At 66.4% G+C, this 12717-nt stretch carries 8 protein-coding genes; all 8 read right to left on the bottom strand.

Annotation, left to right across the window (positions count from 1 at the left end):
• Window positions 1-46: 46 nt before the first annotated feature.
• The 8 genes from ABT263_RS28195 to ABT263_RS28160 all read right to left on the bottom strand — a co-directional run bounded on the left by ABT263_RS28195 (window position 47) and on the right by ABT263_RS28160 (window position 12607).
• Complete coding sequence (locus tag ABT263_RS28195) at window positions 47-883, bottom strand: SAM-dependent methyltransferase (protein ID WP_352294517.1); 837 nt, start codon at window positions 881-883, stop codon at window positions 47-49.
• Between the two features lie 135 nt (window positions 884-1018).
• Entirely contained in the window at window positions 1019-1885 is an 867-nt protein-coding gene (locus tag ABT263_RS28190) for a hypothetical protein (protein WP_352294515.1), read from the bottom strand.
• Window positions 1886-2108: 223 nt separating this feature from the next.
• Entirely contained in the window at window positions 2109-3521 is a 1413-nt protein-coding gene (locus ABT263_RS28185) for a GntP family permease (RefSeq protein WP_352294513.1), read from the bottom strand.
• A 1419-nt stretch (window positions 3522-4940) separates the two neighbouring features.
• Window positions 4941-5723 carry a L,D-transpeptidase family protein gene (locus tag ABT263_RS28180; protein WP_352294511.1) on the bottom strand — a complete coding sequence of 261 codons (783 nt, stop codon included), beginning with the start codon at window positions 5721-5723 and terminating at the stop codon, window positions 4941-4943.
• 269 nt (window positions 5724-5992) lie between these two features.
• Window positions 5993-6694, bottom strand: a complete 702-nt coding sequence (locus ABT263_RS28175; RefSeq protein ID WP_352294509.1) for a hypothetical protein — start codon at window positions 6692-6694, stop codon at window positions 5993-5995.
• Window positions 6691-7215 (bottom strand): SigE family RNA polymerase sigma factor, encoded by a 525-nt coding sequence (locus tag ABT263_RS28170; RefSeq protein ID WP_352294507.1) that lies wholly within the window; start codon window positions 7213-7215, stop codon window positions 6691-6693. Before ABT263_RS28170 ends, ABT263_RS28175 begins: the two co-directional genes overlap by 4 nt.
• A gap of 389 nt (window positions 7216-7604) precedes the next feature.
• Window positions 7605-9731 carry a helix-turn-helix transcriptional regulator gene (locus ABT263_RS28165; RefSeq protein WP_352294505.1) on the bottom strand — a complete coding sequence of 709 codons (2127 nt, stop codon included), beginning with the start codon at window positions 9729-9731 and terminating at the stop codon, window positions 7605-7607.
• 437 nt (window positions 9732-10168) lie between these two features.
• Window positions 10169-12607: a helix-turn-helix transcriptional regulator gene (locus tag ABT263_RS28160; protein ID WP_352294503.1), complete on the bottom strand. Its 2439-nt coding sequence runs from the start codon at window positions 12605-12607 to the stop codon at window positions 10169-10171.
• Window positions 12608-12717: the final 110 nt, after the last annotated feature.

The raw sequence follows: 12717 nt of genomic DNA, 5'->3' as shown, positions 1-12717 counted from the left end.
CGGTCCTGGACCGGTGGCCCCCGGTGAAGCAGACGATGCCGGCACCTCAGTACGGCTTCGCTGCCACACCCCCGTACACCGCGATGTCCCGATCAGGGGCGGGCACGGCACCGGCGTCCGGCCGCCAGCGATGGACCAGCGTGACGCCGGGATCGAGAAGATGGCAGCCGTCGAAGTACGAGAGGAGACTCTGGCGGTTCCGGACCCGAAGGGGTATGCCGCGGGCGTTGTACTCGCCGGCCACCCTGCAGGGGCCCTCGGCGTTGTGATCCGCGGTGAAAGCGGTGAGTGCCAGAAAGCTTCTCGGAGCCACCTCGTCCAGGAGCCGGCGAACCACGCCTCGCAGCTCTTCGGCGTCCACGAAGAAGTGCATGATTCCTGTCAACAGCACGGCAGTGGGACTGGTGAAGTCCACTGCGCCGGACAGCCTGAGCGCAGAGAGAATGGTGTCGGGGTCCCGCAGGTCCGCCTCGATGAAATAGGTTCCGCCTTCCTTGGCGCTCGGCATCAGCGCTCGCGCGTGGGCCAAAACGATAGGATCGTTGTCGATGTAGGCGACCCGGGTATCCGGGATAACGTCCTGTGCTATGTTGTGCACGTTGGGAAATGCCGGAAATCCGGTGCCAATGTTTATGAACTGACGCACACCGTGCTCCGCGGCCAGGACCCGAACTACGCGCTGCATGAAGGAACGACCGGCCCTTGCGGTGGCCGGCAGGGCCGGCCAGGCTGTCACTGATGCCTGAGCGGCCTCCCGGTCTGCCGCGAAGTGGCTCTTTCCGCCGAGAAGGTAGTCGTGGATCCGGGCTGACTGGGGCAGGTCCATCCGGAGGTCGGAGGCTGGCTGCTGCTCCGCTGAAACGGGCAGGGAGAACCAGTTCATGCTCGACATTCTCAATTCCTCTGTTTCCAGCGTTGCGTCATCCAATGAGAGCCTGGACGTTATGGCGTGCCGTTGTCAGGGGCAGGTGGACCGCCGTCAAGTGAACCGAGCGAGCCCTTCGAGTGTCAGGAGGAACTAGGTACGTGTTGCCTGTTCCTGCTTGTGAATGAATACTTCGACCGGGTCTCCTTCCAATTTCCACGGCCATGGGGTGACCGTCTCCCCGATAAGGTCGAAGACGTTCCTCGCGTCGCGCAGGCGATTCGCTTGCATCAAGAGGTAGGACAGGGTGTTGAGGTCGGCCAGCGCCGCAGAGTGGGTCAGACCGCCAGGGCTGGTCCACTCCCGCAAGGAACGGTTCAGCAGTTCTGCAGTGCGGGGATAGGCCAAGTGCTGCCGAGCCAGCAGGGCATCGATTCCACCGCGGGCGACGATCCGGTGATGCTGATCCACTGTTGCTGTCAGCTCGAGTGCGACCGTCGGTGCGTTCAGGGGCATGGCCGCGTGGGCCGAATCGACGAAGTCAAGCGTTCTGCTCTGGGACCCGCACTCTTCGGGCGACAGGTAGCGGAGCATCTGCAGGTGCGCCTCGCGATGCCATGCATCGCGGGAGACCACCTCGTGCCAGATGCTCAGAACGTTGTTGTAGGGGCCCCTTGTCGACCGGAGGACACTGAGGGTCACGACCCACGGTGTCGGGTCCTCAGGCCTCAGCGCAGCGGCACGGTAGCAGTTGTCGATGACGGCCCGCGGATCACGGAACCGTCCTGCCAGCTGTGCCCGGGCCAGTTCGACCCAAGCCTCGAAGACCAGGGCATCGGGGCTGCGCGGGCGTGACGTCCGCCACGCCCGCGCCAGCCCGGAATGGATTGCCGACTCCGCCAGCACCGCGAACCTGTGCGCCCGCCGGTCCCAGTCCGATCCGGTCTCCTCGATGACGTGCCGGATGAGTTCGATCTGAATATCCATCACGCCCTCCAAGGCAGGGGGCGAGTTGATCATTCTCAGCGCCTTGCCCAGACCGGCGTCGTCCAGTTCGGGGATCAGCCGGGGCCTGGGTGTTCGGTGCCTGCGGAAAACGTGCACAGCCGGCGGCCTTCTCGAGTAGGTCGGTTGCGGGTCAGTGGGAGGTGGGCGGTTCGCGCGTTACATCCAGTGCCACTCCTCGTCGAGCGCTGGAGCAGTCGCGCGCTCGCTTCAGGAAGCTGCGGCGAGGGATCGGAACTCAGAGGACCAGGCTCAGGCCTGCTGCCATGGCGAAGGCTGCGACGGACAGGATGGTCTCCAGCACGGTCCATGTCCGGAGAGTGTCCTTGACACTGATGTTGAAGTACCGGGAGACGATCCAGAAGCCGCCGTCGTTGACATGGGAGGCGACGATCGAACCGGCCGCCACGGCAACGGCGACCAGCGCGAGGTGAGGCTGCGAGAAGGAGCCGTTCTTCACCAAGGGGGCGAGGATTCCCCCGGTGGTGACAATGGCGACGGTCGCCGAACCCTGGGCCAGACGCAGGCCTCCGGATATCACGTAGCCCATGACGACAAGAGGCAGGCCGGCGGACGCAAGGGACTTGGCCAGCACCGTACCGACTCCGGTGGCCGAGACGACCGAGCCGAAGAAGGCTCCTGCGCCGACGACGAGCAGGATCATACCCACTGGTCTGAGCGACGCGGCACCGATCTCGGTCAGCTGTGCCTTTGTCATTCCCTTCCGAGTTCCGAGCAAGTTGATTCCCAGGAGGCATGTGAGAACCAGAGCAACGGCGGGATTGCCCAAGAAGACGAGGTACGGCAGCACGGCCGCGTCCTTGTTGAGGAGGACGGTTCCGAACGTGGCACCGAGGATGAGGACGAGTGGAGTGCAGATGATGAGCATCACCGTGCTCAGTGGGACGGGCTGCCGGCTACTGACCGGTGGGTGACTGACGGAGGCTTCCTCCGGTCGGGAGAACTCGTCGGGAACACGGACCATGATCCGCTTCCCGATCCAGGCGGGCCACACAAGGCCTGCCAGGACGAATGACGGGAGGCCGCAGAGCAGGCCCATGGCGATCAGCCAGCCCAGGTCGACGCCGAGCAGGCTCGCGATCGCGACTGCACCAGGGTGGGGCGGGAGGAAGGCATGAGCCATGGAGAGGCCCGCCAGGAGAGGCAGTGCATAGAGGAGCAGCGACTTCCCGGTCTGCCGGGCCACCACGTAGATCAGCGGGGCAAGGACGAAGATGCCGATGTCGAAGAACACTGGTGTGCCGAAGATCAGGCCGGCCAGCCCTGTGGCGACTCCGGCGCGTCTCTCGCCGAAGACGGACAGCAGGCGGTGAGTGAGGACGTCGGCGCCACCCGATGCTTGGAGCAGTGCCGCCAGAAACGATCCGAGACCGATGATGGCGGCGACGTGGCCGAGGATCCCTCCGAATCCGGTCTCGAGCAGGGAGTCCTTGCCCGAGAGTGCGCTGCCGATGATCTTCGAAGCCGGTAGGCCCGCGGCCAGGGCCAGGAGCAGACCACTGACGATGAGTGAGATGAATGGTTCGAGCTTGACCTTGATGATCAGGAAGAGAAGCACGGCAATGGCTGCGCCGCACAGTGTGAGCAGACCGCCGGCGGTGCTTTGAAGCCAGTGGATGAATCCGGCCATTCGGGGTCCCCTAGTTGGTGCTCGGGTTTTTCAGAGGTGTACATGCGCCCTGGCGGACGTTGATCACGGCGTCGGTCGCAGTCGGGGGAGGGCAGCGTCGCCGAACGGTTGCAGGGCCTGGGCCGGCCGTTGTTCGATCGGCGTCGCGGAGTTCGCGAGGAGCCAAGTCCGGACCGCAGCGATGCCTGACGCGGCGTCCTTGCCTTGAGGTTCGATGGGATGAGGATTCAGTGGGGCTCTTCCCAGTGCGTTCGGCCCGGCTGTCGCAGGAGAACCGGTTCCGGGTCGCAAAGTGCTGAAGAGGTCCGTGACGAGGCTCCGGCCTCGGGCCCACCCCTTGTCGGCCTTCGTCGGGGTGACGCCGTGTGTGGCATGCGCTGCACGAAGCGCTTGTGTCGTGGTGCACTGTTCTAGCATCGGGATTCGCAGTGGTCAACGGTCTGATCTGCGAAGTCATCTGCGACTTGTGCGCGAATTTGCTTCTGTGCTAGAGGAGTTGGGGTCGGCTTTGGGGCGGGGCGGAGCCGCTTCACGGTTCCGAACCAGTGCTTGCTTCGGATGGCCGGCGCCTGGCCGAGGCGGACGTCGCCGGGACGCGAGGCTCCCGGGGAGGGAACGCCGGCGGAGCGCAATCGGCAGAGCCTGGGCATGCCTGATCCGCGAAGGTGAGCACGAGATCGGCGCGCACCTCCGTAGGGTGGGGACCCTTGCTCCCACGTGGGCGGCTGGCCATTGTGGGGTCAGCCGCCCCTTCGAGCATCCGGAGTAGATCTGTGTTGTTGGCCGGGGCTCGTGCCTGGTGGGTGCTGCTGCTTCGAGTGAGGACTCCGTGTGGGAGTCTGTGCCCGACACGGTAGTGCCCCGCCCGGGTTTCGTGTCAGGACTTCACGCCGTGCTCTGTGTGTGGGACCCCATTTTCGTGTTGCTGAGGGTTATCCCCCGGATCGCAGGAGGCCACCGCACCGAGGTGGGTACGGTGGCCTCCTGGGGGAACCGGCAGTGCGATTGGCCCCGACGTCCTCTGGAACTGTCGAGCTTGGCCACGGGCAAGGTGAGGGCCGGCGACAGTCGTGGGACATCGGTAGCGCGTGTACCTCGACCTCGACGCACTGTCACGTCGTGGGAGTCCCGCGTGCTGAGCGATCGCTGCCTGCTGTTGGATCGATCGGGTGCCGAACGCGATGACCGGCCCGGCGCCTGGCCTGGACCCGGATCGGCGCCGGCCAGATGCGTGCCGGAAGCAGGGCACGGAGTCGATCCTGACGGAGCCGGCTACGTAGTGAGTATGGTCCGTGGCGGCTTGTTCGGTGACCTTGATTAACACGCGGAGGCGGCAAAGGCGCTATGCCCCGCGGTTGTTGGTGCTTTGTGATCCGCCGGGTAGGCGAGGGGCGGAGCGGTGTGCAGGTCTGGCTGGAGTCAGCGCTGGAGGAAGGGCGCGTCGCCCATGGCTACCACCGGTCGTCGGCTGGGATCGAGAGCCTGCAGGAGCTGCTTCATGTTCTCGGTCTGCAAGCTGACGCAGCCATGTGTCGGGCCGCCGTGGTCGACGTGGAACCAGATGCCACCCCCGGCCGAGTCCCCCTGGGGGCGGGTGTTGTCGAGAGGGGAAACACCGGTCTTGCGGTTGTAGTCAATGGCGACGACGTAGTCGAAGGAGCCGGCGAGGGGTTCTCCTTCAAAGCCCTTGCCACCGATGGTGAAGAGTGAAGACTGGTTGTACGGAAGCTTGGTGTTGGGGTTGGCCTTCAGGCCACCCGCATCCGTCAGGGTGAAGACACCCATAGGGGAGTGCAGGTCGTTCTCTCGGTGTTTGGCGCTCCAGCCGCGCAGTGCGTTGTGGGCCGGCCAGGTCGGACCGGCGTGCCATCCGGCTGAGTCGCGTTGGTAAAGCACGACTTTGGAGGTTGAACTGGTGATGCTGTCGCCGGTCACGACGACGACCTGTGAAGAGTCGGCCGGGATCTGCCCCAGGATCTCCGTTCCCAGCCCTGGTATCCCTGCGGGAGTTGGCGTCGCCGTGGGAGAGGGCGTGGGAGTCGAGGTGGGTACCGGGGTGTTCGCTGCGCTGGTGTGGGAAGTCGCCGCGCGGCCACGACGCACGGCGTCGGAGGCCGTGGAATTGGAGTCTGGTGAGCAGGCCACGAGGGTGAGGCCGGCGATGATCAGCGGCGTCAGGCGGCGTGCGGAGTAGGAGGGCATGACAAAGGAACCCTTCTGTAGGTATGGGTTTGACCAGGATGAGTCGGGCAGGGCTTGCCAGCTGGAAGGGCCCGGCGTGGGCCATCGCTTCCAGTTCTTGCCGGGTGCACGCCGCCGGGTATCCGCCCCCAGCCTCCGGCCGGGAGGTACCCCCACCTGGTAGCACCGGCGAAACGTTCACGTACGCCCACTACGAGGTCGTTCCGCCGGCACCCGCAGCTGGGCGCCCAACAACCCGCGCTGATCCGGCAAGATTCGGAAGAGAGGGCCTAGCCGGTCGGGCCCGGTGCAGGCAGAGCAGAGCCGTCTGCCAGTGTGCCGGTGCGCAGCAGCTCGGCTGCCTGTGTGGTGATCTCGGCGGGCGCACCGTTGAGGCAGGCGTAACTGTCCGCATCCCCGGTGGAGTTTGTGTTTCTGGAGTTCCCGGCGGTCCGGACCAGCTCCTGGGTGCCCCCTGCTGCGTAGCACCACGGGTCGACCGGACTGACTGCGCGCACCTCGGTTCGGGATCCGCCCGGGGCGGGGGTGTAGAGCACCAGGGCGCTGCCTGGAGCGACGGTGTCCAGACGCGCAGCGCAGGTTGTCGATGCAGATGTTTCGGGGCAGGCGCCGGCGGGGTGTGTGTAGGTGATCACGACCTGGGAGCCTGTGCGGGTCGGTAGGCCCTGCACCGTGTGCCAGCCGGGCGCCAGGTGCCGGGGAACAGGGGAGAGCTGCTTGAGTTCGGCGAAGCCGGTGGGGGCCCAGGAAGCAGGGGTAACGGAGGCTGGTTTCTCAGGGCCCGCAAAAACGACTACTTGCATGAAGGCTCCGGTCACGGCGAGTGTCACACCGGCAGCCGTCGCGCGCCTGCGACGTCGTCGGGCGGTGCGAAAGCGCGCACTCACCTCCTCGAAGCGTTGCGGGTTCGAGCTGATCGGAGCGGTCCGCTCCAGGACGGTGCGCAGCAACTCTTCGTCGATGGGGTTCATACACGTTCACCAATGCAAATCGATTCCGGCTCGGAGAGATGCCGACGGAGGTTTCGCAATGCTTTGGACGTCTGACTCTTGACCGTCCCCGGGTGGCAGTTCAGAACGTCCGCGGTTTCCTCGACGCTGAGATCTTCGAAGAAGCGGAGCACGACCACGGCGCGCTGTCGGGGCGGCAGCATGCGAAGCGCGGAGGCCAAGTCATGTTCCAGATCGATGTCGCCGAAGACATCCGGGCTGGTGATGGTGTCCGGAAGGTCCTTCGTGGGAGTTTCACCGCGCCAACGGCGTCGCCACCAGGTCGCGTGGGTGTTGATCAAGGCACGACGGACGTATGCTTCGGGGTTGTTCCCCTTCACACGGTTCCATTTCGGCCAGACACGTACCAGTACTGTCTGGACGAGGTCCTCGGCGAGGTGGACGTCGCCGGTCAGAAACCATGCGATTCGATGCAAGCGGTCTCCACGAAAGGTCACGAACTCCTCGAAGGTCGGTTCCTCATTGGTCTGCTGGTGACTCACGCAGTTCTGCCTTTGCCGTCTTCGTTGGCCTCACACTTGAAGGAACAACCCCGGCAGTTGTCGGGGTTGCCCTCGGTGCGAGGTAATTTCTTTCTTCCGAGTGGTCCGCTCGTTGGGGAGCGGCAGGAGTGCTCTCATCGGCAGGCTGCGTACTGCGGTGGCCACGGCATGTGTCCGCCGCGTAGCAGGGGGGCGGATTGCGACGACCACGTACGCCGGGAGTGTTCCCGGCAGCCCGGTCCTCGTTCGGCGGGGCCTACTGTCGCAGCTCCTTGCCAGCCTGGGGCTGTTCCTCCGGCTTGCTGAGGATGCGGCCCGCCGGCATGCGGGCGCCGCTGGCCGGCTGTTGTTTTCGTCGGCTCACCTCGCGCAGGGCGCGGTCGTCCCGGTCAGCCCCGTGGCTGTGGTGTCTCCGGGTAGCGGCCGGTCATCATCGCTGCCACGAGTTCAACCCGTGACCGGTAGCCCGCCCGTTGGAAGAGACGGGTGAGCCTGCTCTCGACGCTCTTCTCGGTGGTGCACAGCACTCTGGCGAGTTCGCGGTTCGTTAGCCCTTCCGAGACCAAGGTCGCCAGAAGTCGTTCGGTCTCCGCCACCGTTGCCGTACGGCCGGGTACGGAGATCGACTTCGTGGCCATGATTCGACGCAGTCGTGCCCGGGGGAGCAGGGCGTCGAGGTCGCCGTAGATCTCGTAGGACTCCCTCAGCAGGCGGGTGCTTCCGCAGGTGGTGTACAGCGCGACCAGTTCGAGCGTCTCCGCGACCTCGGCCGGCTGATCGCGGTCCTTGGCGAGTCTCACGGCTTGGTCTCCACGGTCCTTGTACACGACGGCGCGCCCCAGTAGGTAGTTCCGGCGGGCGCGCCCGGTGCCCATCTGTCTCGCCACCCTTTTCAGCTCGGCCAGCGCGGTGTGCGCTCTGTCCGGACACAGCAGGAGGATGTGCAACCAGATGTCGTCGGTGTTGACCATGAGGCCTTGTTGAGCGGCGTTCGCCAAGCCGCGTTCGAGGAGGCGCCGGGCCTGATCCCTGTGGTTGATCAGCAACGTGAGCTCGGCTTCGGCCAGGTCCAGGACATGAGGAACGGCAGCCTGACTCGTCCGCCCCTGCTCGATGACCGCTCGGGCGCGCCTGAGCCATCCGCCTGCCGCGAGAGCCATGGCGGTCTCCCGGAGGAGCGCGGTGTGGGGGATCGGTTGGCCGACCGACACGGAGTCGGCGAGCGCCGGCCTCGCCTCTCGGAGGGCTGGGCGCCACTGCCCCGTGCGTAGCCCGATCAGTGCACTGTCGGCGTCAGAGAGCGGCATCGATTGTCCGCCGTGCTGGGCCAGAAGGTGCTCGGCACGTGCTGTCTCGCCCAGACCGACCAGGATCCGCGCCAGGTGCCGCAGCAGGGTGACTCGGTGGCGTTGCTCCCGGAACAGTGGCAGCAGCGCTGGATCGTCCACCAGTTGGTTCAGAGCGGTCGTGCGGCCTGCGAGAGCCGCCGTTTCCACGCGGAGCAGCTCACCGTGGGTGGCCGTGGTGGCGTTGGCCGATGACCACGCGGCCCTGGTGTTGGAGAGTGTCCGTGATGCTTGCCCCCAGCGTCCGAGCAGCGACAGCGCAAGCGCTGCGGTGACGGCCTTGCAGCCGTCACTGCCGGGAAGGGTCTTCCATTCACGTTCGGCAACGGTATGCAGAGCTGCCGTTTCCCGGCCGGCGGCGAGCGCGATCAGCCGTGTCACCTGCATCTCCTGGAGTACGTCGGAGGAGACGAGGTGAGCGCATTGACGGAGTACCTGGTCGGCGCTGTTCACCGTCAGGTGATGGTCGTGGCGGCTTCCACAGACCACGGCATGCAGGGCGAGGGCCGTAGCCCGCATCGCAGGATCGGTCAGGGACCTGGCCGCCGCACGCAGCCATCGCTGGGCGTGGACGGGATCGTTTCCCATCGCCGCGCGTCCGGCGGCGAGGAGCTCGAGGCCTGCGCGCCCGGTGTCGACCAGGCGTCCCGCATCGACCAGACGGTCCGGCAGGTAGGCGGGATCGAGACAGGTGGTGGTTCCGTCCCACAACGCGATGACAGCCGACCTCGAGAGATCCTGGCGCTCCCAGGGTCCGAGCCGCTCCCGCAGGCAGTCCTCGACAAGGGGGACCCGGAAGCGCCAGGTGCCCGTTGTGCGAGTGATGTGGGGTGACAGACGGGCAAGGACGTGACACAGCTCCGATGCCGACAATCGCAGCCGGTCCGTGAGCAGTTGTTCAGCTGTGGGTCCCAGCGGGTACAGGACGGTCAGTGCCTTGAGTACGTCCCACTCGGGCCGACCGAGCAGCCGCAGCCGCTGCAGCACAGGGTGGTTCGGGGCGGGGACAGATACCGTGCCCGGCCTTGCCAGATAGGCGGTACCGTCGAGAACGCGCAGGGACCCGCCGGCGCGGTGAGCGTCGATGGCCAGGCGCAACAGGGCGGCACGCCCCCGACTGCTGGAATGGAGGGCGTCCACTAGTTCGGGCGTCGGCGTCGCCTCGATCATCGTCGCGATCAGACGTTCGCTGTCAGTGCGTCCGAGCGGGCGGAGGGCGATGATGGTGCGTGCGAGGTGCTGCAGTCCGGCGTGCTCTGGGCGGACTGGAGTGCAGTACGTCCCCACTACCGGTACCTGGAGGCCGGCGAGGGTCTCTAGGGTCCCGCGGCCTGCGTGTTGGAGATCGTCGACCAGGACCACGGACGATGAGGACTGCGTTCTTGCGCTGGAGAGGCGCTCTGTGAAGTTCCGGTCGTCACGCGGAAGGGGGAGGTGAACGGTGCCCACGCCGTTTCGCCCGAGAGCATCCTGGACCGTGCTGAGGCTGTGCGTGCGACCTACTCCCGAGGCTCCCGCGATGATGATCAACCCAGGGCTGCCCGACATGACCGAGGCAACGGCGGTGTCGATCGCTTCGCCGAGGCGTGGGTACACGACCGCGGCCATCAGTTGCTCTCCGGGAGCCTGCCGGCAAGGTTGGCGGCGGCCAGTTCCACGCGCGAGCGGCATCCGGCGCGGGCCAGCAGACCTGTCATGTAGTTCTCCACGGTCTTCTCACTGACGTCGAGCCGCATGGCGATCCGCCGGTTGGTCCAACCCAACGTGATCATCCCGATGATTTGGAAGTCGTAGGCGGAAAAGGCCCCGCGGGCGGTTGGACGGGCAATGCGTGAACCGAACTTCGCGAGCAGCGAGTCCACTTGCGCGGGCAGGAGCGAGGACGGGCCGTCGTGCTGGGCAATGGCGTTCAGTTCGTCGATGACGTGCTGGGGGTCGTCACAGAACTGGGCCAGGATGTGGCAGGCCCAGAGGAGGTCCGGGCGGTGACCCCGCTCGCGAACCAGTGCGACTCCTGCGGCGGCGCTGGACAGGTCACCGTGCAGGAGAGCACGTCCCAGGAGAAGTATCTGCCGGGTGCAGCGGGAGTGCTCGCGGCGGTGGAGGTCCTCTATCTCCTTCATGAGTGTCTTGGCCAGGAGTCGGTCTCCAGCGCGCAGTGCGATCTGGAGGGCGATCAGCAGCAAGCGCTCCTGCCCCGGTCTGAAGCCGTCCCGCCGGGCGTGGTGCAGTGCGCGCCGGGCCAGATTCAGCGCTGCGGTCGAGGCCCCGCGCCGGTGCAGCAACATACTTTCGACCGTTGCCCGGGCGACGGCGAATCGGGGGGACGGGCTGACGGCAGCCAACCACGTGCCGGCCTGCCGTAGTTCACCGCGCGCGATGTGGATGCCTGCCGCGTAGAGACGGGCGAGATGGTGTGCGGGGCTCGTGCCGACTCCCAACAGCTCCAGTTGCCGCACGGCCTGAAGGGCACCTTCCCAGTCGGCCGATGCGTAATTCTGCAGGACCCGCTGGTACTCGGCGATCACCCCCGTTCTCGGTACGCGATAGCGTGACCCGAGCACGATCTCGAGTACGGAGGCCACGTCCCCTGCGGAGCCGGCCTCGATGAGATCGTCGCGCATGGCGAAGGCCTGCGGTTCCCTCACCGACCGCAGCGTCTCGATGCACTCGCGTGGCTGCACGCTGAGCGCGTGGAAGAGTGCGTTGAGTTCCGCGGTGGACATGAGTCGTTCGCCGTCGTCGGGGCGGGGCGCCACGGGGCTCCAAGATGTTCGTCGTCCCATCCACCACGCTGCCAGCTGGCACGGCTGCTCGTTCGCGAGGGCGGGCAGCGGCTCGCCTCCGCTGAGTTCGACCAGCATGGCCACAACTGCGAGGTCCCATCGCCGTGCGCTGTCTGCGGTGACAGGTTCGTCGACACGAAGTTCGCGGAGCACCTCGTACCTCCCCGTGCTGAGTGTGTAGTGCAATGGGTCGACAGGAGCTCCGAGGCGCCAGGCGGCCGTCCAGCGTGCGGCAGCCCGGTCCGGGTCGAACCTCGCCACCTCCTGTGCTTGCTCGGCCAGCCAGGCAGGGAGGTCATCGGCCTCGGGCAGGGGCGACTCGCAGGCCACCAGGTGGTCGGCGAGGACGTCGTCGTCGATCGGCTGTCCGTGGCGTCGTTCTTGCAGAAGGTGCCGTGCGTACCGGCGATGCGTGGCTCGTACGTTCTGTCGGTCCAGACGGGCGGTCGTGGAGGCTGCCAAGGCGGGGAAGGAGACACCCAGGCGCCCGTCGTTGTCGGCCTTGAGGACGCCGAGCTCAACGAGTGCATCTGTCGCGTGGCCGGCGTCCGGCATGGACGCAAGCACGATGTGCGGCAGATCGGCGAGATCACAGCTGCCGAGCACGGCAACCGCGTCCAGGACGGACTGGGACGGACCGCCCAGTTTCGCGGCACGGCGCAGCAACGGGTGGTCGCCGGGGAGCGCGATCGGCGTCTCGAGGTCGGCGAGGCACATGCGATCGCGTACTGGGCGGAGTTGGTTGTTGGCCACCAGGTCCTCGATCACAGCGACGAGCGTGCCGGGATTGCCGAACCAGGGGCCGAGCGCCGTGCGCACGGCGGCGGCGGCGGCGGCATCCAGCCCGAAGTCGTCGCAGAGTAACGCCGCAGCAGTGCCGTCATCGAGGGGAGGAAGATCGATGACCAGGTCAGCGAGTTCCGTCAGCTCTGCATCTTCGTTCAGGCAGGTGACTACGAGTAGGCACCCCGGCTTCCTGCACGCCAGGAGAGCGTCCAGCGTGACGTCTGCTTGGTCCGCCACCAGCACGGTGCCGGGCAGGACACCCACGGCCGGCCGCTCCAGGGGTGCACGGGTGACCCGGAGGCCGTCGGCGCGCCACAATGGCGCAGTCGCGCGCAGCAGTGCCGAGCGCCCACTGCCGGAATGCCCGCGAAGGGCGACCAGCCAGCCGTGCCGCCCGCGTATCTCGGCAGCAAGCCGTAGGTTGTTCAATTGAGCCTGTCTGCCCCGTAGTTGATGCGTATCTGCCGTTCTCATTCCGTTCCGTCCTTAGAAGCTAGCCAGAGCCCGACTGCACTCCGAGGGGATCCGGTCGGTGACGAGGACGTGGCATGCTGGCAACGCTTCCTTGAGCTCGACATGTCATC

This window comes from Kitasatospora sp. NPDC001603 (assembly GCF_040298365.1).
In the GTDB taxonomy this organism is placed as follows: Bacteria; Actinomycetota; Actinomycetes; order Streptomycetales; family Streptomycetaceae; genus Kitasatospora.
This window is presented reverse-complemented; position numbering and strand designations above follow the sequence as displayed.

What these genes read in the sequence shown, in the direction of transcription:
- ABT263_RS28190 (WP_352294515.1), bottom strand. Translation starts at nt 1,885, where the DNA reads ATGATCAACTCGCCCCCTGCCTTGGAGGGCGTGATGGATATTCAGATC.
- ABT263_RS28195 (WP_352294517.1), bottom strand. Translation starts at nt 883, where the DNA reads ATGAACTGGTTCTCCCTGCCCGTTTCAGCGGAGCAGCAGCCAGCCTCC.
- ABT263_RS28175 (WP_352294509.1), bottom strand. Translation starts at nt 6,694, where the DNA reads ATGAACCCCATCGACGAAGAGTTGCTGCGCACCGTCCTGGAGCGGACC.
- ABT263_RS28160 (WP_352294503.1), bottom strand. Translation starts at nt 12,607, where the DNA reads ATGAGAACGGCAGATACGCATCAACTACGGGGCAGACAGGCTCAATTG.
- ABT263_RS28180 (WP_352294511.1), bottom strand. Translation starts at nt 5,723, where the DNA reads ATGCCCTCCTACTCCGCACGCCGCCTGACGCCGCTGATCATCGCCGGC.
- ABT263_RS28185 (WP_352294513.1), bottom strand. Translation starts at nt 3,521, where the DNA reads ATGGCCGGATTCATCCACTGGCTTCAAAGCACCGCCGGCGGTCTGCTC.
- ABT263_RS28165 (WP_352294505.1), bottom strand. Translation starts at nt 9,731, where the DNA reads ATGATCGAGGCGACGCCGACGCCCGAACTAGTGGACGCCCTCCATTCC.